The sequence below is a fragment of the Rossellomorea marisflavi genome (assembly GCF_001274775.1).
GTDB classification, from domain to species: domain Bacteria; phylum Bacillota; class Bacilli; order Bacillales; family Bacillaceae_B; genus Rossellomorea; species Rossellomorea marisflavi.
This window is the reverse complement of record NZ_LGUE01000008.1, coordinates 245,248-270,603: the sequence shown is the minus strand read 5'-3', so window position 1 is coordinate 270,603 and position 25,356 is coordinate 245,248. Positions and strand designations below refer to the sequence as shown.

The 25,356-nt window shown below is 49.5% G+C and carries 22 protein-coding genes; 20 read left to right on the top strand and 2 right to left on the bottom strand.

Annotation, left to right across the window (positions count from 1 at the left end; genetic code table 11):
* Nucleotides 1–177: 177 nt before the first annotated feature.
* The 19 genes from AF331_RS19425 to AF331_RS19335 all read left to right on the top strand — a co-directional run bounded on the left by AF331_RS19425 (nucleotide 178) and on the right by AF331_RS19335 (nucleotide 22,021).
* Nucleotides 178–1,227, top strand: a complete 1,050-nt coding sequence (locus AF331_RS19425) for an L-threonylcarbamoyladenylate synthase (RefSeq protein ID WP_053429656.1) — start codon at nucleotides 178–180, stop codon at nucleotides 1,225–1,227.
* A gap of 134 nt (nucleotides 1,228–1,361) precedes the next feature.
* Entirely contained in the window at nucleotides 1,362–2,162 is an 801-nt protein-coding gene (gene iolB, locus AF331_RS19420) for a 5-deoxy-glucuronate isomerase (RefSeq protein WP_053429655.1), read from the top strand.
* A gap of 73 nt (nucleotides 2,163–2,235) precedes the next feature.
* Entirely contained in the window at nucleotides 2,236–3,288 is a 1,053-nt protein-coding gene (locus AF331_RS19415) for a M24 family metallopeptidase (RefSeq protein WP_053429654.1), read from the top strand.
* A gap of 14 nt (nucleotides 3,289–3,302) precedes the next feature.
* Nucleotides 3,303–4,619, top strand: coding sequence for a hypothetical protein (locus tag AF331_RS19410; RefSeq protein ID WP_053429653.1), 1,317 nt, complete (start codon nucleotides 3,303–3,305; stop codon nucleotides 4,617–4,619).
* Between the two features lie 1,231 nt (nucleotides 4,620–5,850).
* Nucleotides 5,851–7,590: a sensor histidine kinase gene (locus tag AF331_RS19405; protein WP_053429652.1), complete on the top strand. Its 1,740-nt coding sequence runs from the start codon at nucleotides 5,851–5,853 to the stop codon at nucleotides 7,588–7,590.
* Entirely contained in the window at nucleotides 7,583–9,136 is a 1,554-nt protein-coding gene (locus tag AF331_RS19400; protein WP_053429651.1) for a response regulator, read from the top strand. Before AF331_RS19405 ends, AF331_RS19400 begins: the two co-directional genes overlap by 8 nt.
* A gap of 154 nt (nucleotides 9,137–9,290) precedes the next feature.
* Nucleotides 9,291–9,620 carry a PadR family transcriptional regulator gene (locus tag AF331_RS19395; protein ID WP_053429650.1) on the top strand — a complete coding sequence of 110 codons (330 nt, stop codon included), beginning with the start codon at nucleotides 9,291–9,293 and terminating at the stop codon, nucleotides 9,618–9,620.
* Nucleotides 9,617–10,036, top strand: coding sequence for a permease prefix domain 1-containing protein (locus AF331_RS19390; RefSeq protein ID WP_053429649.1), 420 nt, complete (start codon nucleotides 9,617–9,619; stop codon nucleotides 10,034–10,036). The genes AF331_RS19395 and AF331_RS19390 overlap by 4 nt, the downstream gene beginning before the upstream one ends.
* Nucleotides 10,033–10,674, top strand: a complete 642-nt coding sequence (locus AF331_RS19385; protein ID WP_053429648.1) for a hypothetical protein — start codon at nucleotides 10,033–10,035, stop codon at nucleotides 10,672–10,674. Before AF331_RS19390 ends, AF331_RS19385 begins: the two co-directional genes overlap by 4 nt.
* Before the next feature lie 419 nt (nucleotides 10,675–11,093).
* Entirely contained in the window at nucleotides 11,094–12,404 is a 1,311-nt protein-coding gene (locus tag AF331_RS19380) for an ABC transporter substrate-binding protein (RefSeq protein ID WP_053429647.1), read from the top strand.
* Between the two features lie 152 nt (nucleotides 12,405–12,556).
* A complete protein-coding gene (locus AF331_RS19375; RefSeq protein ID WP_142130386.1) occupies nucleotides 12,557–13,477 on the top strand; it encodes a carbohydrate ABC transporter permease in 921 nt (306 codons plus the stop codon).
* A gap of 17 nt (nucleotides 13,478–13,494) precedes the next feature.
* Nucleotides 13,495–14,337 (top strand): carbohydrate ABC transporter permease, encoded by an 843-nt coding sequence (locus AF331_RS19370; protein WP_048004850.1) that lies wholly within the window; start codon nucleotides 13,495–13,497, stop codon nucleotides 14,335–14,337.
* Between the two features lie 33 nt (nucleotides 14,338–14,370).
* Nucleotides 14,371–15,486, top strand: coding sequence for a glycoside hydrolase family 88/105 protein (locus AF331_RS19365; protein WP_053429646.1), 1,116 nt, complete (start codon nucleotides 14,371–14,373; stop codon nucleotides 15,484–15,486).
* Nucleotides 15,487–15,519: 33 nt separating this feature from the next.
* Nucleotides 15,520–16,812, top strand: a complete 1,293-nt coding sequence (locus AF331_RS19360) for a Gfo/Idh/MocA family protein (RefSeq protein WP_053429645.1) — start codon at nucleotides 15,520–15,522, stop codon at nucleotides 16,810–16,812.
* A 28-nt stretch (nucleotides 16,813–16,840) separates the two neighbouring features.
* Complete coding sequence (locus AF331_RS19355) at nucleotides 16,841–17,476, top strand: YesL family protein (RefSeq protein ID WP_160316589.1); 636 nt, start codon at nucleotides 16,841–16,843, stop codon at nucleotides 17,474–17,476.
* Nucleotides 17,477–17,707: 231 nt separating this feature from the next.
* Nucleotides 17,708–18,697, top strand: coding sequence for a permease (locus AF331_RS19350; protein WP_053429643.1), 990 nt, complete (start codon nucleotides 17,708–17,710; stop codon nucleotides 18,695–18,697).
* A gap of 13 nt (nucleotides 18,698–18,710) precedes the next feature.
* Nucleotides 18,711–19,601 (top strand): TIGR03943 family putative permease subunit, encoded by an 891-nt coding sequence (locus tag AF331_RS19345; RefSeq protein ID WP_053429642.1) that lies wholly within the window; start codon nucleotides 18,711–18,713, stop codon nucleotides 19,599–19,601.
* Nucleotides 19,602–19,680: 79 nt separating this feature from the next.
* On the top strand, nucleotides 19,681–20,823 hold the full coding sequence (locus AF331_RS19340; RefSeq protein ID WP_053429641.1) for a SidA/IucD/PvdA family monooxygenase: 1,143 nt from the start codon (nucleotides 19,681–19,683) through the stop codon (nucleotides 20,821–20,823).
* 19 nt (nucleotides 20,824–20,842) lie between these two features.
* On the top strand, nucleotides 20,843–22,021 hold the full coding sequence (locus AF331_RS19335) for a GTP-binding protein (RefSeq protein WP_053429640.1): 1,179 nt from the start codon (nucleotides 20,843–20,845) through the stop codon (nucleotides 22,019–22,021).
* A gap of 42 nt (nucleotides 22,022–22,063) precedes the next feature.
* Here the strand turns inward: AF331_RS19335 and AF331_RS19330 are convergent, their stop codons facing one another.
* Together AF331_RS19330 and AF331_RS19325 are read right to left on the bottom strand one after the other, a co-directional pair.
* Entirely contained in the window at nucleotides 22,064–22,729 is a 666-nt protein-coding gene (locus AF331_RS19330) for a rhamnogalacturonan acetylesterase (protein WP_053429639.1), read from the bottom strand.
* 11 nt (nucleotides 22,730–22,740) lie between these two features.
* Nucleotides 22,741–23,724 (bottom strand): LacI family DNA-binding transcriptional regulator, encoded by a 984-nt coding sequence (locus AF331_RS19325; protein ID WP_053429638.1) that lies wholly within the window; start codon nucleotides 23,722–23,724, stop codon nucleotides 22,741–22,743.
* A gap of 137 nt (nucleotides 23,725–23,861) precedes the next feature.
* On the opposite strand from AF331_RS19325, the gene AF331_RS19320 reads away from it, so the two are divergent.
* A complete protein-coding gene (locus AF331_RS19320; protein WP_053429921.1) occupies nucleotides 23,862–25,349 on the top strand; it encodes a UxaA family hydrolase in 1,488 nt (495 codons plus the stop codon).
* Nucleotides 25,350–25,356 lie beyond the last annotated feature (7 nt).

Genomic DNA, 25,356 nt, shown 5'->3' with positions numbered 1-25,356 from the left:
ACACTCATCCACAGGGTTATCCACAGTCAAAGGTCAATTGTACACGGATTGTGGATAGCACTTGAGAAATTCACTCTTTTCTTTTATACTTTCAAAAGAGCAATCGCATAGAAAGCTTATTTATGAAGGGTTTATCCCCATCCAGTGAATAAGTGGCCAAGCGAATGAAAAAGGTGGATGAACACGATGATGAAAATTTGGAATGTGGAAAACGATGTGGGTAACCAAAAAAGTTATCCACAGATTGTGGATGCGGCTGTCCATTTACGTAAAAATGAAACAGTAGCTTTTCCGACAGAGACCGTCTATGGCCTAGGAGCGAATGCTACCTCTGATGAAGCTGTGGAGAAAATCTTCCTTGCCAAGGGCAGACCATCGGATAATCCACTCATTGTCCACATTGCGAACAAACAACAGCTGACTGAACTGGTCGAGGAGATCCCGGATAAGGCGCATCTGCTCATGGATGCATACTGGCCGGGTCCCCTCACCTTGATCTTTAAAAATAAACCAGGCGTTTTCTCAAAACGTGTGACCGCCGGTTTGGATTCAGTGGGAATCAGGATGCCTGACCATCCTGTCGCCCTTTCCCTTATCGAGGAAAGCGGACTTCCCATCGCTGCACCGAGTGCCAACCGGTCAGGCAGGCCGAGTCCGACAACGGCCCATCATGTCATCGAGGATCTTGATGGGAAGATCGCCGGTGTCGTCGATGCTGGTGAAACGGGCGTCGGGGTGGAATCGACGGTTGTGGATTGCACGTCGGATATCCCTGTGGTCCTCCGTCCGGGAGGCGTCACGAGGGACCAGCTTGAAGAAGTCGTGGGCCGGGTAGACGTGGATCCTTCATTGAAGGAAGGGAAAGGTGCGCCGAAGTCCCCGGGAATGAAGTATACCCATTATGCACCGGACGCCCCTGTCTACCTTGTAGAGGGAACCCGTGAAGACATCCAGAAGCTTGTTGATGCCAGGAGGCGGGAAGGATTGAGAGTGGGAGTCCTGACCACGGAGGAATCTGCTTCTCTTTATGAAGCCGAGGTCATCTTGACAGCGGGATCCAGGAACGACCTGCTCAGCGTCGCTCATCATTTGTATGACACGCTGAGAGCGTTCAACAAATATGAACTTGATATCATATATTCCGAAGTGTTCCCTGAAGAGGGCGTCGGTCTCGCGGTCATGAACCGTCTGCAAAAAGCAGCCGGCCACCGCATTCTCCGTCCTTGATGAGAAGATGATCCCGGCTTGATCCAAACCCGGGATCATCTTTTTTCACTTCTGCTTATTTATGAGTTGAAACATTCTGACTAATCACGTATACTTCAAAATAACAACGTTGTTATTTTAAGGGGGATGGCATGATGACACGATTCATCAAAGCAAGTGATCAAAAAGGCTACCAGGATATCTTCGGAGAAGACTATGAACATCTCGAATTCCTTTCATTCGGAAAGCTCCAACTTGATGAAGGAGAGGAATTTTCAGGGCAGACAGGCGACTATGAGCATGCTCTTGTCATATTGACCGGTAAGGCTAGCGTTGGGGCAGACGGAGAAGAATGGACAGATCTCGGCGGTCGTTCTTCCGTGTTCGAAGGCCAGGCGACGACCGTGTATGTGCCGATCCAGTCTTCTTTCAGCGTGAAGGCGGAATCAGACGTCAAGATTGCCGTCTGTAAAGTGAAGGCCGAAAATAAATTCGCACCGTTCGTCGTCGGGCCGGATCAGGTGACCGTTCACAAGCGCGGGGAAAAACAGTGGAACAGGACCGTCTATGACATTCTTGCTGACAATGCAGATGGCAAGGTGGACCGCATCGTCCTTGGGGAAACGATCAATGATGAAGGTCAGTGGTCAGGCTATCCACCTCACAAGCATGATGGGGAATTCGCTCCCGAAGAACCGAATCTCGAAGAAATCTACCATTATCAGGTTGATCCCGAACAAGGCTTCGGTGTCCAGCACCACTATACAAAAGACGGATCCATCGACACTGCCTATCCGATTCGCCACGGGGACAGCTTTGCCATTGATGTAGGCTACCATCCCGTCGGAAGCGCCGGCGGTTATAGAGTGTATTACCTATGGTTCATGGCCGGAGAAACCGGACGCAAGCTCAATCCATACGAAGACCCTGATCATAAATGGCTTCACGACAAATAAGATCCAACGGTTCTGCACCGAAATGTGCAGGACCTTTTTTCACGAAAATCACGAAAAGAATGGAAGTGGCCAAATGAATTTGTTTCAACAGAAAGTGAAAGCGCTCAGGAAGGCTCTCGCAGAAAGCCATACAAAAGCGGTCCTCCTCATACAGCAAAAAAATGTATCATGGCTGACAGGTGGGAGGAGTCATGTCAACCCGGCAACGGAAAGGGCCGTGGCCTCCATCCTCCTGACAGGGGAAGACGTTACCTTGTTTGTGAACAATATAGAGGGCAAGAGACTGATCGAGGAGGAGTTCGGCTCCCATTTCGATGACGTTCGGGAGTTTCCATGGTATGAGCCCCTTTCATTGGAGGGCTATACGACTGATCAGGAGCTCGAAGGAATCCTGCAGCCCCTGCGGACCGCGGTTCTTCCTGATGAAAAGGAAGAGGTGAAGACGTTCGGTATAGAAACGGGTGCGGCCATCGAGAGTGCAGCCTTTCATCTTACAAGGGGGATGACAGAGTTCGAAGTGGCCGGACTCGTGGCGAAAGCCTGCTGGGAAAGGGGAATCGAACCGGTGGTGAACCTCGTGGCGGCAGATCGCCGGGTGTTTACGAGAAGGCATCCACTGCCGACGGATGCAGTGATCGACGAGTACGTTATGCTTGTCCTGTGTGGCCGAAGGAATGGAAGGTTCATGTCTGTCTCCCGCCTGGTCCATTTCGGCAGTCCGGGCGGAGAGCTCACAAGGAGACATGAAGCCGTCGCCACCATAGATGCGCGCATGATCAATGCCACCCGTCCCGGTGCTGATTACGCGTACCTTTTCAATGAAATGACGCAAGCGTATGAAGATACAGGATTTCCAGAAGAATGGACCTTTCATCATCAGGGTGGATTGAGCGGTTTCTCCTCCCGGGAGCAGCTCCTTCTTCCCGGACTTTCGGCAAAATATGTGAAAAATGATCAGATTTATGCTTGGAACCCAAGTATTGCAGGAGTAAAATCAGAAGATACCATTCTAGTGGAAGATGAACCAAAGATTCTCACTTTCACGGGTGACTTCCCTGTGGAAACGGTTCAGCTGGATGGAGCACAACAAGAGCGGCCTGCCATCCTGGTGAGGCGCAGACTTTAGAAAGAAGGGGTAAAGTGGACCAATCCACACGATTCACCTATGGGAAACTTGCAGCATTCTTCATTCCGCTCGGCTTTTCCGCGAGTTTGACGTCCCTCACTCACATCATTATCAATGGCACCCTGAGCAGGGGGGAGAATGCGGCATTCATTATTGCCTGCTACGCCGTGGCCCTTTCGCTATTCGGTATCGTAGAACGGCCGATCATCGTTTTCCGGCAGACGTGTTCAACCCTTGTGAAGGACCGTCCTGGATTTAAGAAATTAAATATGTTCATGCTTATTGTGATTGCCCTGCTTGCAGGATTCAGTCTGCTATTGGCGTATACCTCTGTAGGGGATTGGGTATATGTGACCCATTTCAATGCAGATCTCAATATGGTCTCGACCATTTCGGACACGTTTAAAGTAATCTTCCTTGTCATCATATTTTCCGGGATAAGAGGAATCTATCAGGGGATCATCATTAGTCAGCTTGAAACCAAGTGGCTTTCGATCATGGTCGTTGTTCGGCTGTTCCTCATGTTTTTGGCCGCCTATTTGTTTGTTGCATTCGATCATGTAACGAGTATGGCGGGTGCCATGATCTTTCTCATCGGGATGATGGTGGAATGTGCCATCAGTGTTTGGAAGGGGAACGGTCTTTTGAAGACCTACTACCCTGCAAAAGGTCCTGGTCTGACCATTAAGGAAATCTCGCAATTCTATACGCCCCTTGTCTTCTATTTCGTCATTCAGACCTTTTTGATCCCGATTATTTATATCTTCCTTTCTCAGTCTCAAAATATTGAAATGAGTATCGCTTCCTTTGCCCTTGCCTATAGTATCGTGAACTTACTTTTGAGCTTTTTTATGTACACGCATCAGCTCGTCCTGCAGCTGTATGATAAGAATAAGAAAAAGGTGATCAGATTCTTCTCCTTTGCGAGCCTGTTGCCTTCTTTTCTTCTGGTCCTTCTCTGCTATACACCGATAGGAGATGCTTTTATGAGGTCGGTGATGGGTGCGGATCCAGAACTATCCAAGACTACACTCTATGTCATGCAGTTCTTTCTCTTCAAAACACTTGTTTTTCCTTGGGTGGACTTTTTGAATGGCTTCCTGATGCTGAAACGGTTGACGAAGCGGATGCTTATGGCTCAGGTGATGAATATCGTGGCTGCTGTTGTATGTCTCACTCTGCTTGTTTATACGGTTCCGCAGTGGAATGGTATAAACGGGGCCATTGCGGTTTCAATCGGGGAATTGATCGGTCTTTTCGCTGTGATATATATTGTCCGTAAAGCATCAAGGGTGCTGGGCGAAGAGGCTGGTCTTAAGAAGGAAGCTTGAGGGCTTTCTTCTTTTTGGTTTTTTTGAAGGAGACCGTTCCTTTTCGCTTCCATGTACCCTTTGATTTTCAATAGGAATCGTGGTGGGGTGGACTCGTATTGAAATTCATCTCATTTAGAATGGACCGGTGAATTTTATTAGATATGTAGTAGGTGTAGGCCTTGCCTCCCTCTGGGGAACACTAGAATTCTTTCAAAAAAAGGAAGAATTGAAAAAGAGATCGTTCCTTTACGCTACAGGCGCTTGCTTTCCAGCGAGGAGGACGGTGAGCCTCCTCGTGCCTGCGGGGTCTCCCCGCTCCTCCTTTTCCGCAGGAGTCAAGCGCCTTCCGCTTCAATGCACTCTTTGGTTTTGGGGGAGATAGTGGTGAGGATGCTGGTATTAAAACCAGATCATTTAGAATGGTACCGAAAATGTTATTAGTGGTGTAGAAGGTAAGGGCTTCCTCTGGAGAATAGTAGAATTCTTTTAGAAAAGTGAGAGTTGGGAATAGATCGTTCCTTTACGCTACAGGCGCTTGCTTTCCAGCGGGGAGGACGGTGAGCCTCCTCGTGCCTGCGGGGTCTCCCCGCACCTCCTTTTCCGCGGGAGTCAAGCGCCTTCCGCTTCAATGCACTCTTTGGTTTTGAATGAGAGAGTGGTAAGGTAGACCGGTTTCAAAAAACAATATGTAGAACGGTGCCCGCTTGCTTTTTAATGAGGATGGCAGGCATATGTATCTAACGGGAATGTGTCCGGTTCCTTTTTCGCTTCAATGACCTCCTTGCTTCAGGATGAAAGGTTGATAGGGAACCCCCTTGTCAAACCCTTCTGAGTACAACGCGCAACCCAGTCATTTTAATCTAGCCCGTTTAGTATTCTCTAATTCAATATGAGAACTCTCTAACCAGGTACAGGTGAATCAAAACTCTACCTTCAGCATCAAAGAGTGAAGTGAAGCGGAGGGTGGCCGACTCCTGCGGAAAAGGCAGGTAGGTGAGACCCTGCAGGCGCAGCCGAAGCGGCTCACCACCAGCCCAGCGGAAAGCGGCCACCCGCAGCGAAACGGAACGTTCCCTGTAGCATTGCACTCAAAGCAAATAAGGGGATAAACCATGAGAAATGAACAACAGTCTTTTCCCCTCATATCAACATAAGCCTAGTAAGCTAGCAGATCTACCCATAAAAAGTAAGCGTTCTCACAAACAGGCAGCGATGATATAATAGACGGAAACGATCGGAGGAGCAGGGCATGCAGATCAAACCTATATTCCGAAACTTGAAAATCCGCAACAAAATATTTGCAGTCTCCCTCCTCCTCCTCACCATATTCGGCCTCCTGGGAATCATCAGCTACCAATTCTTCACCAGCATGTACGAAGATCGGATCTCGGAGGAATCGGCCGCTATGCTTCAGCTTTCCTCCACCGTCCTCGACGAAGAACTGGCAGGCCTTGAAGATCTATCCTTCCAGGTCATCACGGACGACCAGGTCCAGAAAGATCTCCGCATCATCCAGGATAGCGACGTCAATATTGATATCTATCAGGCGAAAGTCCGCCTTCAGGAGCGGCTCCTCTACTTTGCCACCTCAGAACCCTACATCGCCGCCATCCAGGTCATCGACAGTACCGGCTCAAAATACACGTACGGATTCAATACCAAGGTAGAACTTGATAAGAAAGAAATCCTCCCCATCGTCGCTGCCTCTAAAGGATCCAACGTATGGTCGAAGAATAAAGAAGAGGAAAACATCATTTCTTCTGCGCGCCTCATCCGTTCAAAGGAGAATCTCGAGCTCAAGAAGATGGGCTATTTGATCATATCCGTTGATATGAACAAACTGATCGAGGAAGCCCTTAATTTTTCCCCGAACAAGAATTTCATCATCACCAATGGGGATGAGATCTTCTATCAGAATCCGGATAGTGAAATCGGGCCCATCCGAACGCCCGATGAGGAAAAAGGGAACGGGTACGAGAATGAGCGCGTCAATGGAAAGGATTATATGGCCACCTATGTGCATTCGCGCTTTTCCGATCTTACCTATTATCATTTCCTTCCTTTCAGTGATATCACCCAGCAGAATGCCGTCGTGAAGAGCATCATGATCTTCACCTTCATCTCGATGTTCATCCTCTCCATCATCGTAAGCAGGAAGGCGGCGGAATTCATCTCGAAGCCGCTGGAGAATCTGTCGAGGAATATGAAGGAAGTGCAATCGGGTGACTTTGAACACACCCTTGAGCGGACAGAGACAGAAAATGAAGATGAGATCGGTCTCCTTCATTCCAACTTCCGCATCATGATCGATAAGATCAATGAGCTGATCAAGGAAAACTATACAAAGCAGCTTATGATCAAAGAAACCGAGTATAAGGCGCTCCAGGCGCAGATCAATCCCCATTTCCTCTACAACACCCTTGATTCCATCAACTGGATGGCGAGGATCAGTCAGCAAAAAAAGATTTCCGTGATGGTGGAGGCCCTAGGGAATATGATGAGAAATATCATCAGTAAGAAAGAGGCCCTTGTGACCCTGAAGGATGAGATGGAAATCGTGAAGCATTACGTCACCATCCAGGAGTATCGGTTTGAGAATCGATTGAAATTCTCATCCCACAGCTTATTGGATTTGGAGAGCCACTTGATTCCGAAGCTCAGCATCCAGCCGATCGTCGAAAATGCCATGGCCCATGGCCTCGAGGAGATGACCTCCCAGTGCGAAATCAATGTTTATATATATCCCAAGGGCAGGGAAATCGAGATCGTTGTCGAGGACAATGGTCCGGGGATGAGCGAGGAACGCATCCAGGCGATCTACAGGGGAGAGATCCACTCCAAAAGTTCCGGCATAGGGTTGAAGAATATCATTGAACGGATCAAGCTCATGTTCGGTGAGGAATACGGGGTCAGGATCGAGTCGACCCCGGGTGTCGGGACAAAAGTGAAGATCATCATACCTTATAGCGGAGGTGAAGGACATGTATAGCGTATTGATTGCAGATGATGAACTGAATATCCTGGAGGGGATCGCAGCCCTCGTCCGCTGGGGAGAGTGCGGAACGGAATTGACGTATAAGGCCCATAATGGGGTGATGGCCTACGAGTGGATCCGGGAAAACCCCGTCGATATCGTCATTACCGATATCAAGATGCCTGGGATGAACGGGGTCGAGCTCATCCAGAAGGTACACGCCATCTACCCCCATATCCGGTTCATCGTCCTCTCGGGTTATGATGAGTTTGAATATGCAAAAGGGGTCATGGAATATAACGTCAAGCACTATCTTCTGAAGCCGAGCAACGAAGAGAAGATAGAGGAGGCCATTAAACAGATCGTAGAGGGACTTGATGAAGAAAAGCAGAAGCAGGAGGTCTATCAAGAAATCCAGCAAAGTCTGCACAGGGTCCTTCCCATCGCCAAGGAACAGTTCCTCAAGGATTATCTTACAGGGAAGACCTACTGGCCGGAAGACTGGGAGCACTACGGGAAGCTCTTTGATCTCAGGGAAGAGACGTACCGGATCCTCGTCTTCCATCTTGATGATGATCATGACATCGATGAGCGCTTCGTATTGAAGGAAGCACTGACGAACGAGCTGTTGAAGCATCACCCCATCATCCTGTCCACCATCACGGGAGAGCGCATCCTTCTCCTCATTGAAGGGGAAGCCGCCGGGGAACGGGAGCTCATCGAGCATATCAAGGAGTTCAGGAAAGAGTATTCAACGTATTATCGTAAAACGTTCACCACGGCCCTAAGTGAACCAAGCACACCGGAAGGACTGAAAGAAGCATACGGGGAGACCATCTCCTGCTTGTCCCAAAGCTTTTATCTGGGGAATAACAGTATCCTTACGACAAGGGATGTAAGGGATGAAGCGGTGAGCAACGATACCCTCCTATTTGATCATGATGAGTTCCTCTATATGCTGAAAAGTGGAAACGTCGAAGAGGCCGAGTGCCATCTGAGGCATTTTTTCATCGAGATTGACGAGAAGCGCTATCCCGTAAATGTATTGAAATCCCACTGCATCGAGCTCTTCATGCTCATGATCCGTCAGTCACAGAGGATGGATGATCTCCTCAAAGACGTGATGATCGTCAGTAACCTGGATTCCTTCGAAGAGTTGAGGAGTTTCATCGAAAATGCAGCGCGTGACATCGCCGGTGAGCGGTTTCAGCGGAATAAGGTCTCGCAGAGCAGCATCATCCAGCGCATGATGGACTATGTGGATGAGCATCTATCGGATCCCGACCTCTCCCTTTCCCAGGTGGCCAACGACGTCCTCTATATGAATTCGGACTATATCGGCAAGCTGTTCAAGAAAGAAAAAGGAGAGAAATTCTCCAACTACCTGTTGGATAAAAGAATCCAAAAAGCGGTAGACCTCATGGAACGCAGCGGAGAGATCAAGGTCTTCGAAGTCGCCGAGGCAGTGGGATTCGGTAATAACCCGAGGTATTTCGGACAGGTGTTCAAGAAGTATGTCGGCGTCACACCAAAGGAGTACTTGAACAAGGAACAGGTTTGATTCGGTGAAGAAGGGGGCGATCCTTGATGGATCCCCTCCTTTTTATATGAAAATTACTTTGACACATAGAGTAATAAATCGTAAAATTACTCTATGAGATATACCAATGTAAAGGAGCCTCTCAACAAGAACCCTTTTCTGAACGGAGTGAACGATCATTCGAAGCGACAGTATCCGGGGTCATCTGGACTCCATCATCCTGCGTCTGATCTTTGAAGAGGATCAGTATGGATATGAAATTTCAAAGCAGATCAGCGAACGGACCGACGATCGCTTCCAGATCAAGGAGGCGACCCTGTATGCGGTCTTCCAGCGCCTCGAGAAAAAAGACCTCATTGAATCCTATTTCGGTGATGTCTCGCATGGAGGAAAGCGGAAATATTACCGCATCACCACATTGGGCAGGGCCTATTTAAGGGAAGCGGCAGCAGAATGGAAGCAGACGAAAGAAATCATAGATGTGTTCATGGAGGGGTTAAATTGAGGAAGATTCAGCATCATGTAGAGGACTTGTTTGACGATGTGCCCTACAGTGAGAGAACAGAAGCGTTGAAACTGGAAATCATCCAGAACCTTGAGGAAAAGGTCTATGACCTGATGGCAGAGGGCAAGGAAGAAGAAGATGCCATCAACAAAGCCATCGTCGATTTCGGCGATATCAAGGATCTGAAGCGGGAGCTCGGTGTAGGGGAGACCCTTCCCGCAGCCAAAAAGGATATGACGAAGATTAACCTCGGCTTTTCCATTTGGGGAAGCGCCCTGATCATCGCGCTCTTCGTATTCATCAATTTCTACTATACTCCGAAGACCATCTGGTTCGTCTATCCGACATTTGCCATCCTTTGGTGGCCGCTCTCCATGTATTATTACAGACTGAGGAAAAAAGGTGGGCGTAAATGAAAAAGCAGCATATCGCGTTTGCCATTGGGGGAGGGGCGCTCATCGTCATCTTCCTGACGTTGACGAACATCTTTGTGCTCCGGCATCCCGACCTCACCTGGACCCTTTACCCGGCATACGCCATGATCCTCTGGCCGGTCTCTGTTTTTTTTACCCGAAAAGGGAGATACAAGGTGTTTTCGTACCTCGTCAGCTTCATCCTTGTCCTGTATCTGGTCATCGAGAACATGAGGACCACGCCTCATTATCCGTGGGCCCTTTATGCCGTTTTCCCCATCATCGGCTGGTCGGTCTTTACCGTACTCGGCAGATGGGCAAGGACCTATGCAGCCTCGTGGATCGGAAGCGCCGTCGCCATCCTGTACTACACCGGACTCAACCTGTTCCTCGAACCGGCCCATCCATGGGCCGTCTACCCGGCCTTCGTCTTCCTATGGTGGCCACTGTCCATGTACTATGCAAAAATCAAGAGGCACCTCGAATTCTCCATCATCGCCTCCATCTACACCAGTGCATTCTTCATCACCGTCAACACCATCACCACCCCCCACGAAATCTGGGCCGTGTACCCAATCTTCGCCATCACCTGGTGGCCGCTCAGCATGTACTTTTACTATTATAAGAGGAATGTTGAGTGACGGTTCAAGAGATATAAAATAGTACTTATCTGAGGCTCCATTGTAGAGATCCATTCTCTATCATTTGGGGTCTTTTATTATATGCACGTTACGATTGATCCTTCAGAGTGGATTGGAGCGGAAGGCACTTGACTCCTGCGGGAAGGAGGAAAGCTCGAGACCCCGGAAGCGCAGCTGAGGAGGCTCGACTTCCTCCCCGCGGAAAGCAAGTGCCTGCAGCGGAAAGGAACGTACCCCTCTTCGTATCAATCCCTACATGGTATAAAGTCACGGAAATCAACAGCGGTATTAGAAATAAAAAACAAAGTCTGTTTTTTATACAAAGATATCTGAAAATTTTATTTAATCAATTTTCCTAATCCATTAAGATAAAACAAGACATAAGAAAACGCTTTCAATATAAAGGGAGGTTCAAAGGGATGAGATGGAAACCGAAAGTAATGAAAACCATGGCTCTTGGATTGGTGTTGACGACGTTCCTCGCAGGATGTTCATCATCGGAAGGAAGTTCTTCCGAAAGCAAAGACGGAAAGAACAAGGACGGCAAAGTAGAACTGAGAATGACATGGTGGGGCTCTCAAAGCCGTCATGACCAGACACAGGAGATCATCAAGAAATTCGAAGAAGAAAATCCGGATATCAAGATCACTTCTGAATTCACAGGCTTTGACGGATACTTCGAGAAGATGGCCGCTCAGGCAGCCGGGAACAACCTGCCTGATATCATGCAGCAGAACTTCGGGGAATATCTCAATCAGTACGCCGATAAGAACCTTCTCGCAGACCTCTCTGAATATGTGGAAGACGGCACCATCAACGTAGATGGCGTAAGCGACATCATCATGGATTCCGGGAAGCAGGGAGATAAGGTTCTTGGAATTCCGACAGGGACCAACGCCCTCACCGCATTCTACAATGTCGACATGCTGAAGGAAGTCGGAGTAGAGAACTTGGATGGCAACTGGTCTTGGGATGAGTATATGGATATCGCTAAAAAAGTCCATGAAAAGACCGGTGAATTTGGAACCAGACTCATGGAACCTAAGAACCTATTCGAATATTATTTGAGGGAAAAAGGTCAGAAGCTCTTCAGCGAAGACGGAACGGCTCTTGGCTATAAAGATGATAAGCTGCTGAGCGATTACTTTGAAATGAACAAGAAGATGGTCGACGAGGGAGTAGCACCTGGTTACGACACGATCCAACAGATCAAAGGGGTGGAAGATGAGCTCATCGTTCACGGCAAAGCGCCATTTGATTTCCGTTGGTCCAACCAGGCCACGGCCCTTGACAGTGCAAGTGAACAGGAGCTTGCCATGACCCTTCTTCCGGGTGACAACAACAGGGAAGGGATGTTCCTGAAACCTGCCATGCTCTGGTCGGTAAGTGAAAACTCCAAGCATAAGGAAGAGGCAGCGCGCTTCATCGACTTCTTCACGAATAATATCGAAGTGTATGAAATCGGTGGTTCCGACCGTGGAGTGCCGATCAAAGAAGAGATCCGTAATGAAATGGCCAGTACGCTGAGCGAGACGGATAAGAAAGTATTCGATTATATCGAAATGGTGACCGACAACAGTTCTCCGATCGATTCCAACTATCCTCAACAGGCGTCAGAAGTACTCGGTGCCCTGCAGGAAGTGGATGAGCTCGTCATGTACGGTCAGCTGTCACCAAAAGACGGAGCGAAAGAATTCCGCAAGAAAGCAGAAAGCATCCTGGGCAGGTAAGCTTATCCCCATAGCATTTGTTACGGCCCGGCGAACCTGACCGGGCCGCCATTATTCCATCATATTGAAGAAAGGGGTGGACCTTCGTGCTGCCGAATAAATCAGATGATCCGATTCCGGTACTGAGAGAGACTGCCGTTGATCCAAAGCCTATCACCGAATTGAAGCCCACCGGTCCGAAACGGAAGAAAAAATCCGACTATCAGAATGTGACAGGCTACTTGTTCATTTCGCCATTCCTTCTTGGGTTCTTCCTATTGACCTTATATCCTATCCTCTATTCACTGTATCTATCATTTACAGACTATGATCTGATGAGTGAGCCGAACTGGATCGGCCTTGACAACTACGTACGGATGTTCACAGGGGATGAAACGTTCTGGCAATCGTTCAAAGTCACCCTCATGTACGCAGGTGTCGCCGTTCCGTTCCGACTCATCTTCGCCCTCCTTGTAGCACTCGCCCTCAATAAGGTGGTCGAAATGGCGGGATTATATCGTACTCTCCTCTACCTTCCATCCGTCGTCGGTGGAAGCATCGCGGTTTCGATCATGTGGAGGCAGCTTTTCGGGAACGACGGGGCATTCAACTCCATCCTTGCCCTTCTCGGAATTCCGACCCATTCATGGCTAGGTGATCCGAAGACGGCGATCTGGACGCTGATCGTCCTGTACGGATGGCAGTTCGGTTCTTCCATGCTTATCTTCCTTGCAGGGCTGCGGAACATCCCGAAAACCTATTATGAAGCATCAAGTGTGGACGGGGCTTCTCCGATCAAGCAGTTCTTCATCATCACCCTGCCGCTTCTGACACCGGTCATCCTGTTCAATATGATCATGCAGATCATCCAGGGCTTCATGGCCTTTACGCCGAGCTTCGTCGTCACCAACGGCGGTCCGGTGAACAGTACGCTCTTGTACGTCCTGTATATGTATAGAAGGGCATTTGAATACTTCGATATGGGGTATGCATCAGCCATGGCTTGGTTCATGCTCATCATCATCGCCGTCCTGACAGGTCTGATCTTCAAAACATCCAAGCACTGGGTTCACTATGAATCCGATAACAAATAGGGAAGGAGGAAGCGCATATGCAGAATAAGAAACGCACGTTCAAAATCGTCCAGCACACGCTGTTGATTGTGTTCACCCTCATCATGATCTATCCCCTCGTCTGGATGGTCAGCAGCTCGTTGAAAGAGAGCTCCAGCGTTTTCGTCAACGCCTATTCACTGATACCTGATGAACTCCATTTTGAGAACTATATCACAGGGTGGGAAGGGTTCGCCGGTATCACTTTCAAGACCTTCTTCATCAACTCGGCCATCATTGCCGTCGTCGCCACGGTGGGAAGCATCATATCCTCCACGATCATTGCCTATGGATTTGCACGGATCAAGTTCAGGGGTAAAAGCATCTGGTTCATCTGTATGATGCTTACCATGATGCTGCCGTTCGAGATGGTCATGATCCCGCAGTATATCATGTTCAACAAATTCGGCTGGATCGATACGTATCTGCCGCTCATCCTCCCGACCTTCTTCGGGATCCCGTTCTTCATCTTCCTGATCATGCAGTTCATCCGGACCATTCCGGTTGAACTTGATGAGGCAGCGAAGATCGACGGATGCAGCACGTTCGGTATCTTCTTCAGGGTCATCGTTCCACTTGTCGTACCGGCGATGATGACTTCAGCCATCTTCTCCTTCTATTGGAGATGGGATGACTTCATGGGTCCGCTCATTTACTTGTCCACCCCGGAGAAGTATCCGGTATCCCTTGCCCTGAAGCTATTCTCTGACCCGAACTCCGTCACGAACTGGGGAGCGATGTTCGCCATGTCGACGCTCAGTATCATTCCGATCTTCGTCATTTTCTTCTTCTTCCAACGTTACATCGTGGATGGAATCAGTACGAGCGGATTGAAAGGATAATGTGAAAAAACTTAAAACGGGAGTGAACGTGGAATGGAAACAGCACTCAATCGGAAGAATGAATTGACGTCACCGCTTGCATGGGGGAAGGCAGCCTGCGAATCCCTCATGTCAGCCTACAAGGCGAGTGAACTGCCGCCTGACGGAAAATGGCATTATCATCAGGGAGTCTTCCTGGTGAGCATGCTCCAGCTCCGGGAAAAGATCGGGGGAGATGCGTTCTTTGATTATGTGAAGGAATATGTCGATCACAATATCGATGAGAATGGAAACTTCCTCTGGAGCCGCAGGGAATTGGATGCCATCCAGGCTGGCCTCCTTCTCTTCACCCTTGACCGGGAAACGGATGACCCGAGATATAAAACCGCCGCTACGAAACTATTGAATATGTTCCCGACACTCAACCGCACTTCAGACGGGGGCTACTGGCATAAAGACCGCTACCCGTACCAGATGTGGCTGGACGGACTCTATATGGGCGGTGTGTTCGCCATGAACTATGGGAAGGAGTACGATGATCCATCCCTCCTCGAAATGGTCCTTGAACAGGAGCGTCTCATGAGGAAGCACACGCTTGATGAGAAGACCGGTCTTTACCATCATGCATGGGATGAACAAAAGGTGCAGCCATGGGCAGACCCCGAAACGGGCCGATCGCCTGAATTCTGGGGGAGGGCCATTGGATGGTACGGAATCACCTTTAACGAAATTCTCGATTTCCTCCCGGAAGGACATCAAGCGACAGAAGAGATCTCAGGTGCCCTGAGGGATCTTTCCAAAAGTCTGATTTCCTATCAGCATCCTGACAATCATCTATGGTATCAGGTGGTCGACAAAGCGGATGATCCGAAAAACTGGATCGAAACATCCTGTTCTGCTCTCTTCATCTATACGATTGCAAGAGCCGTGAAATCAGGCGTCCTTGATGAAAGCTATAAAGAGTTTGCCATCAAAGGATATCGCGCCCTTGTGAAGCGGATGAAATTTGATGACAACGGTCTCTTCATCATGCCGGAGATCTGCATCGGCACCGGGGTGGGAGACTACACGCACTATCTGGAACGACCGGTCATTGAAAATGATCTTCATGGTGTCGGCTCTTTTGTGCTTTGCAGTCTTGAAATGCAGGATATCCTTCCAGAGCTATAGAATGGAATAAGAAACAAAGGGGAGGAATTCATAGTGAAAAAATATGCTGTATGCGGCGTCAGTAACAGGGCGATCACCATGTTCATCCAGCCGATGCTGAGGAACTTCACCCAGCAGGCAAGGCTGGTCGCCCTGCTGGATAAAGATCCGAAGCGGTTCGCCGTATGTAAACAGGACCATCCGTCCACTCAGGGAGTACCCGAGTATAAGGAAGATGAGTTCGAGCGGATGGTGGACGAAACGAGACCCGACGTTATCATTGTCGCAGGACGCGATGACACTCATATCACGTATATTGAGAAAGCGCTTAATCGTGACCTTGATGTGATCTCAGAAAAGCCGATGACCACAAATGCCGCCGATAGCCGCAGGGTGATGGAAGCGGAGAAAAAGAGCAAGGGGAAGGTCACGGTCACTTTTAATTACCGGTACAGCCCGTATCACACCAAGATCAAGGAGACTATCCTCTCCGGAAAGCTCGGACGGATTACATCCGTCGATCTGAATTGGTACATCGATACGTACCATGGCTCGAGTTATTTCCAACGTTGGAACCGGAACCGGGATCATTCCGGTGGATTGTCCATTCACAAGTCGAGTCATCACTTCGACCTCATCAACTGGTGGCTCGACCAGAAACCGGTGGAAGTGTTCGCGTACGGGGATCTGAACTACTACGGAAATGAGAGTGAATACAATCCTGATCAGGTTGACGGGCGTCACTGCCATACGTGCGAAGTGAAGCGGGACTGCTCCTACTACTCCAGATGGAACTCAAGGAGCAACAGCATCACGGTGGAAGACGATCATATCACATCTGACGAGAAGCGGAAGGAAACGTATACCAGTTACCGTCCCGACCAGTGCATCTTCGATTCGGAGATTGCCATCGAAGATACGTATACGGCCACCGTCAAGTATGACAGGGGAAGTCTATTGAGCTATTCCATCAATTTCTCCCTGCCGTACGAAGGATATCGACTGGCCATCAATGGAACAAAGGGCCGCCTGGAGACGACGGAATTCCATGCCCCTTCCCGGGTGCCATTCCCCGTTCCGGAACAGACCATCGACTATTTCCCGCTCTTCGGATCCAAGGAAGTGATCCATGTCGTGAAGAACCAGGGCGGACACGGCGGAGGAGATCCCCTGATCCAGGAAGACCTCTTCCTCGGAGAAGATCCGCTCCGACCGTATAAAATCCTATCTGGAAGCGAGGACGGGGCCTATGCGGTCATGACAGGTGAGGCAGTATGGAGATCCGTCAAGGAGCACCGCCCCATCACGATCGAAGAACTGATGAAAAAGGAACCGATGCACCAATAATTGAACGGAAAAGAGGGATACCATGGAAATGGGACGATTGATCAATGGGGTGTTGAATTTCTGCAGATGGATCACGCACTTTGCCATCTTGAATCTGCTCTGGATCGGCTGCACCCTCCTTGGAGGAGTGGTCTTCGGGATCGGTCCGAGTACAGTGGCGATGTATGCCGTCACCCGGAAAGCGGTCATGGGGGTGGAAGACCTTCCCCTCATCAGGAGTTTTTGGGACACCTACAGGAAAGAATTCTTCCGTGCCAACGGACTGTTCTTTTCATTGGCGGGCTTCGTGCTGCTCTGGTACGTCGATCTTCACTTTTTCCGTCAGATGGAAGGAACGATCTATACCATCATCCAGTACCTGCTCATGCTCATGGGCTTCGTCCTGATCATCCTGCTCACGTATATTCTACCGGTCTATGTCCATTACGACCTGAAGTTCTTCCAGACCTTCAAGCAGGCGCTGTTCATCGGCTTCCTGCAACCGGGGAATCTCGTGCTCATGATCGTAGCGACACTGTCGACCTATTATTTTTTCATCTCATTTCCCGGTTTCATCCCGCTTTTCGGTTTTACATTATTCGTCCATTTGAACATGTGGTTGGCGTACAAAGGCTTCAGCTCCATTGATGATATCAAGTTGAAAAATGAATTGATCCACAATTGATAGAAAAGAGGTTGCCAGGTTTGCTGGCATCCTCTTTTTTTGTGCGGAAAGTGAGTTGATAGTCTATTATTTCAAGAAAAATTGAAAGATTCTCCGTGGCATCGCATAGAAATAGACTGTGGGGATTGAAGAAAATCAAAACAGGAAAAATGAAACATAGTTTTTTTATGGCTACATAGATTATAATATAAAACGTAATTATTACGATTTGCAAAAAGGGGGGGAGAAAAGGTGGGTACACTCAAAACATTTGGACAAGACTTGACCGGACTTTTCTTGTTTATCGGTCTCGTTCTACTATTTCTTGCGGGTGAGTTCATAGAACTTCCTTCAGTCATCCTATCTTCCGGAGTGGCAAACGTCACGACGATCTTCCTTAGCATCCTTTTGGAAGCCATCCCGTTCATTCTGATCGGTGTATTTGCTTCGGCTCTGATCCAGGTATTCGTATCGGAGAAGACATTGCAAAGGCTGATACCGAAGCGATTCCCGTACCTGGCCATCTTCCCTGCCGCCATAGTCGGGGCCATCCTTCCGGTTTGTGAGTGTGCCATTGTACCGGTGGCGAGAAGGCTGATGCGAAAAGGTGTCCCACCCCATCTGGCCCTTGTGGTCATGGTGACGGCTCCGATTTTGAATCCGATCGTGTTTGCTTCGACCTATTATGCGTTCCAGCCGGACTGGACGATCGTGTGGGGGAGGATGGTGATCGGTTTCGTGGCTGCCGTAGTGATCGGTGGAGCTTGGTACCGGTTATTCAAGAATAAAGATCCGTTGCTGAGAGGAACAGAGTCACATCAGCATCATCATGAGCAAGGAAGCAAACTCATGCAGACGTTGACCCATGCGAGTGATGAATTCTTCGATATGGGAAAATTCCTGATCATCGGTGCCCTTGTGGCAGCCATTTTTCAAACGTTCTTAGATCGTGAGCTGTTGGTGGGGATCGGGTCACACGCCCTGATCGGTCCTGCGATGATGATGATCTTCGCCTATGTGATTTCTCTTTGTTCAGAGGCAGACGCGTTTGTCGCATCCTCTTTCGGCAGCTTGTTCACCGCTTCATCACTATTGGCTTTCCTTGTTTATGGGCCGATGATCGACTTTAAGAACACGTTATTGATGCTGTCGTATTTCAAGAAGAGATATGTCGTGGCGTTCATTCTCATTGTCACCGTTGTGGTCTATGCATGTGCCATGCTGGTTGGTATCTTGACGTGAAGGAGGTGGAACCATGAAATCGACCCAACAGTTCCATACATACATCCGTGGGGTGATATTGATCGGCTATGCCCTGCTCCTATTGAAGCTGCTTCTGACATTCAACCTTCAAAACTTCGTCGCACCGAAGATGCATGGTTATTTATATTTTGCGTTAGGCGTCTTCTTCCTTCTGGGTGCGGTTCAAATCATCCGGGGGACCTCAGGATTCCATACCAAGGGTCAATGCGGCTGTGAAGCCCATGAGGTGCCAAGGGGGGTGGTGCGCCCCGTCGTGGTGTACTCACTGTTTGTTCTCCCATTGGTCACAGGTTTCTTGCTTCCCGATCAACTTCTGGACGGGTCCGTGGCTGCCAAGCGAGGAGTGAAGGTGGGGAATGGGCTATTCACGTTGACTCCTCATGAGGGCGAAAGATCGAGTGGGAAAGCGGTCGAAGCGGTCCACGGAGGAGAAGCGAGTTTGGATCCCGTCGGGACGTTTCCCTTGGAGAAGGATTATGAGAAATTGAAAGACGTGATCAAACAGAAGGAAAAAATCATCGTAAGGGATGAACAATACATCCAGACGCTCAGCGTCGTCGATGAACAGCTCGACTCTTCAATCGGGAAAGAAATCCAGCTTACGGGCTTCATTTACAAAGACGAAGGATTTTCAAAGAATGAAGTGGTCATATCACGTTTCACGGTGACGTGCTGTGTCGCGGATGCTTCCGTTTACGGGATCCTTTCAAGAAGTGAAGAGCTCGCAGCCCTCGAACCCGACACATGGGTGCAAGTGAGCGGGATATTGGATGAGGCAGAATTCAATGGGATGGCGATGCCGGTCATCAAGCATCCCGTCTTTAAAAAGGTGGAACCGCCTGAAAACCCGTATGTGGAAGAATTTTATATCAAAGTCGAATGACGGTACCCCGGCCTTGATGGGAGGTCGGGGTATCAAATGGTTTATAAATCGTAATTATTACGAAAAAGGAGTGGGTAAGGTGGAATGGGTCATTGCAGGGGGCGGCATCCACGGGTGCACCATCGCAACCTATCTGATTAAGGCCAAAGGTATTCCTGCGAGTCAAATCTGTATTATAGATCCTCATAAGGGGCCCATCGAAAAGTGGAAGGACCTCACATCAAGGATTGCCATGCCGTTTTTAAGATCACCATCCGTCCATCATTGTGATATTCATCCGTTCAGCCTCCATTACTTCAATGATGGGGGATCCGATGTCTTTTATGGGAAATACAAAAGGCCGGGTCTTGATTTCTTCAACCATCACAGTGAAGCCATTTTCACCAGCATCGGTTTGCAAGAGAGGTGGCAGCAAGGGAGGGTACAAGGGGTCACGAAGTCGGGTAACCACTGGGTGGTGGAAACTGATTCGGGATCAGTTGAAGGCAAGAATCTGGTGATTGCCACCGGGATGAATGAAAGGCTCAGCGTCCCCGAGTGGGCCGAGGAGTTGCGAGAGAATCGGCCGACCCAAGTAGGGCATATCTTTCAAGAGAATCTCCCACTGATCACTCCTGATATCGCCGTAGTGGGAGGCGGAATCACAGCAGCCCATCTGGTGATCAAGCTTTCTCGGGAGCATCCTGGGAGAGTGGTTCAAATCAGCAGGCATCCCTATCGGGTCCATGATTTCGACAGTGATCCGGGCTGGCTCGGTCCTAAGTTTTTGAGAGGATTCCACTCACTTTCTTCGTACAAAAAAAGGAGGCAAGCCATTCATGATGCACGTCATCGCGGGTCAGTGACAAGCGAGCTCAGGAACAGGTTAAGGAGGCTGGAGGACCGTGGTGCGTACCGATTCATCCAGGATGAATTGGAAGGAAGCGGGGTGGAAGGATCGACCCTTTCCCTTTCCTTGAAGCACTCCCGGTGGGAAGGGAAAACGCTGTTGCTGGCAACGGGATTTTGCCCAAAGATAATGAAAACGGAGTGGGTCCGTGAACTGGTGAGGAAGGAAGGGCTGGTATGTGCACAGTGCGGATTCCCCATCGTCAACGAGCACTTGGAATGGTGCGATCATCTTTATGTATCCGGACCACTGGCCGAACTGGAGATCGGTCCAGTTGCCAGGAATATTGCAGGAGCGAGGAAAGCAGCAGAACGGATCATCAGAAGTATATAAATGAAAAGGAGAGAGACCATTGAGAATACCAGTAACTGTATTGAGCGGCTATTTAGGATCAGGAAAAACGACATTATTGAACCACATTCTCCACAACAGGGAGGGGAGGAAGATCGCCGTCATCGTCAATGATATGAGCGAGGTGAATATTGATGCCTCCCTTGTGAAGAAAGAGGGCTTCACCCGGACCGATGAAAAACTTGTGGAGCTTCAGAATGGATGCATCTGTTGCACGTTGCGAGAAGACCTTCTCATCGAAGTCGATCGCCTTGTGGAACAAGGGGACATTGACTATATCGTCATCGAGTCTTCTGGTATCTCCGAGCCGGTGCCTGTCGCCCAGACCTTCACGTATGCCGATGAAGCGACCGGCGTCGATCTAGTGGGGAAAACAAGACTGGATACGATGGTGACGGTGGTTGATGCCAACCGTTTCTGGGACGACTTTGCCAGTGGGGAGACGCTGCTCGATCGAAGTCAGGCAGCAGACGAGACGGATGAAAGGGAGATCGTCGACCTGCTGATCGATCAAATCGAGTTTGCCAACGTCATCCTCTTGAACAAAACCGATCTGGTTGCGGAGGAGTCTGTCAATGAGCTAAGGGCGGTCCTGAGGAAGCTCAATGCAGATGCCAGGATCATCGAATCCAGCCATGCCAGGGTCGACCTTGAAGAGGTATTGAACACACATTCATTCCAATTCGAAGCCGCCAGCCAAAGTGCAGGGTGGATCAAGGAGCTACAGGAAGAGCATGTCCCTGAAACGGATGAATACAACATTTCGTCCTTTGTCTATAGGCGGGTGAGGCCGTTCCACCCTGGTCGCTTCATGGAATGGCTTGAAGGGTGGCCGGAAGAGGTTGTAAGGGCAAAGGGCTTCTTCTGGCTTGCAAGCCGCAACGATACTGCCGGCCTTCTTTCACAAGCGGGTCCATCCATCATGATCCAAGGGGCTGGCCCATGGATGGCGACCTATCCAGAAGGCGAGATCCGTGAGCTTCTTGAAGAGGAAACCGAGCTCAAGGAAAAGTGGGATCCAGAATACGGGGATCGCATGACCGAGCTCGTCATGATCGGTATGAATATGGACCGTCATCAGATCGAGGGTTCCTTGGATCGTTGCCTCCTCACAGAGGAAGAAATGGGGACGAACTGGAAAGAATTCGATGATCCGATTCCCTCTTTCCATCCTGAATGAAAAAGCCCGGTCCCTTTACGTAGGGACCGGGCTTTTGATGATTTATTTCATGATCGGAGTCAGTTCTGGCACGACTCCTTCAAGTTCTTTCTTTACGATCGCGGCGATTTCATGCGCTCCGTCTTCATTAAAATGAGTATTATCCATGGCTCCGTCTGGGAAATTAGGATGCGGGTCTATCCACATATAGAGCGCTTTGGACCGGATCGGACCCAATGTATCCAGGAGCTTCAAGCTCCTTTTGTGAAGGTCGATGACAGGGACCGATTGTTCCCGTGCAAGCTCCTTCATCGCTTCAGGGTAATCCCCGTGGGTATCCAGCACCGTGCCATCGCTTCCGAACTTCCTTCTCGCCACTGGCGTAATCAGGAGCGGATGCGCTTTCTTTTCTCTTGCGGTTTCGATATAGCGGAGCAGATGCTCCTTATAGGTGGTAAAAGGATCCGTGAATCGCTCATCCTGCTTGCTGTCGTTGTGACCGAACTGGATGAAGAGATAATCCCCTTCAGCGATCTCATCTCTGATCGCATCCAGCCTTCCTTCGTCGATGAAGCTTTTGGAACTGCGCCCGTTAGCGGCATGATTCCGGACCGAGATGCTCGGATCCAGAAAGGCCGGGAATGTTTGCCCCCAACCGGCTTGTGGAGCAGAAGTTTCAGGATAGTCCGCTACAGTTGAATCACCTGCAAGAAAAATGGAAAATGACATGGTTTCTCCTCCTAATGGTTGGATGGTGGACGGCATGAATCCGTCACTTTGAGCTCAGGTTCCAGGAATAGGACCTTTTCTATATCATCTTCATTGATGACATCCATCAGGACATCTGTCAAGCGTAATGTGATGTGATCCATGGGGACACCGACCGTTGAAAGGGGGATGGGGGTGTCGCTATCGTCGGGAAGGTTGTCGTAGCTGATGATGGAGAGGTCATCCGGAACCTTGATCCCGCACTCCCCTGCAGCCCTAAGGATCCCCTTGGATAGATCATGACTCCCGCTGATGATCGCTGTCGGTCGTTCGCCGCTCTCGAGGACTTCCTTAGCCGCGATGTACCCATCGTACGGATCAAGCTTTTGAACCTCCACGATCTGATGTGTGAAACCGGGGAGGCCCAGTCCTTCTGCCGCCAGTTTGAAGCCCTTTGCTTTTTCATCCTGAATCGGATTATTCAGTGCGCCGATATAGCTGATAAACCGATGCCCTATGGAAGAAAGATAATTGGTCGCCATGTAGACGGCCTTTTTCCGCTGAACGTCTACGACCGGAGAGGAGCTCCCTTTATCGGCGATCCCGTACGAGACGACAGGAACGGCCGATGAGGTATCAGTTAGTCGCTCCGGATTGTCATCAAAGCAAAGGATGGCATCGACCTGATAGCGGTTGAAAAGATTGATGGCGAATTCCTTTTCATTAATGGAAATCAGGGTCGTATATGAGAGCTGTTCAAGCTGTGTATTCAGGCGTGTGATCAGGGAAGAGTGGGCGGTCCCTTCGATGGTCGGCCAGATGATACCGATGGTGTGAGATTTTTTCGAAACCAAGCTTCTCGCCGCTGCATTCGGCTGATAACCGAGCTCCATGGCGATGTCGGTGATCCGCTTTTTCGTCGGTTCCTTGACGAGAGGGCTGTCCCGTAATGCTTTTGATACGGTGGAAAAACTCACCCCTGCCGCTTTTGCTATGTCTTTGATTGTGACTCCCATGGTAACCTCCAGCACTGTGATGATTTCATTATATCTCTCTGTCCGTTGCCGATACAACTCTTCATTGACAGAAAAAAGGAATGATACTATGATAATAACAACGTTGTTATTTTGTCAAGAAGAGGGGGAAGATGGGATTGAACAGTTCAACGATCGTCATTCATGAACGGGACAATGTCCTGATTGCACTGAGGGATTTCGAAGCAGGGGAACGCGTGGTGGATGGTGACAGGGAAGTCATCCTGAGGGAAGACGTACCGGCCGGACATAAGATTGCCAGGGAACCGATACAGGAAAATGAAAACGTTATCAAGTTCGGCATGCCGATCGGGAGGGCGTCAGAGCCAATCGACCGGGGCGAGTGGATCCATACTCACAATGTGGTGACCAATCTCAAAGGGACGCTTCAGTATGACTACAAGCCCACAGATGACAAGATCGTTCCGAAGCCGTCGACCAAAACCTTTCAAGGATACATCAGGGAAAACGGGGAAGTCGGGATCCGCAATGAAATCTGGATCATCAACACGGTTGGCTGCATCAACAAGACTGCAGAAATGGTGGCAAAGATGGCCAGTGATCAATTCGAAGGCATCGACGGGGTGCACAGCTTTTCTCATCTCTTCGGGTGTTCCCAGCTTGGGGATGATCTTCATAACACTCAGAAGATCCTGAGCGGCCTCGTCCATCATTCAAATGCTGCGGGTATTCTCGTCATGGGTCTTGGCTGCGAGAATAATTACATTGAAGAATTCAAGAAGGTGATCGGCGATTATGACCCACGGAGGGTGAAGTTCATCGAGGTCCAGAGTGCCGATGATGAAATCTCCGAATCTCTCGAACTCATCGAAGAGCTTGCCGACTATGCAAAGACATTCAAACGTCAGGAAGTACCCCTTTCAAAGTTGAAGGTAGGATTGAAATGCGGTGGATCGGACGGCTTCTCCGGCATTACCGGGAACCCGCTCGTCGGAGCATTTTCCGACAGGCTCATCTCGGAAGGAGGAACCACGATCCTGACGGAAGTACCCGAGATGTTCGGGGCGGAAGAGATCCTCATGAGCCGGGCCAAGGATGAAGGGGTATTTGAGAAGATCGTCGACCTCGTCAATGACTTCAAGGAATATTTCCTGAAGCACGGACAGAACGTCTATGAGAATCCATCTCCGGGGAATAAAAAAGGCGGGATCACGACCCTTGAAGAAAAGTCCCTAGGAAACATCCAAAAAGGCGGGTTCGGGGAGATTGCCGACGTCCTTGCCTACGGTGACCGCACGAAAGGTGAAGGCCTTCATCTCGTCCAAGGCCCGGGGAATGACCTCGTCTCCGTCACCGCCCTCACGGCTGCGGGCGCTCATATTGTCCTATTCACCACGGGGCGGGGAACCCCGTTCGGAGGTCCTGTACCTACGGTGAAGATCTCAACCAACTCAGCTCTGGCCCAGAAGAAGACCAATTGGATCGATTTCAATGCAGGACAGCTCATCGAAGGAAGGGGAAAGGAAGAGCTCGCCAATGAGTTCTTTGATTACATCACGACCCTCGCATCGGGGGAAGCACGCACCCATAATGAACGACTGGGATTCAAGGAGATTTCCATTTTCAAAGACGGCGTCACGCTGTAAAGGGAGG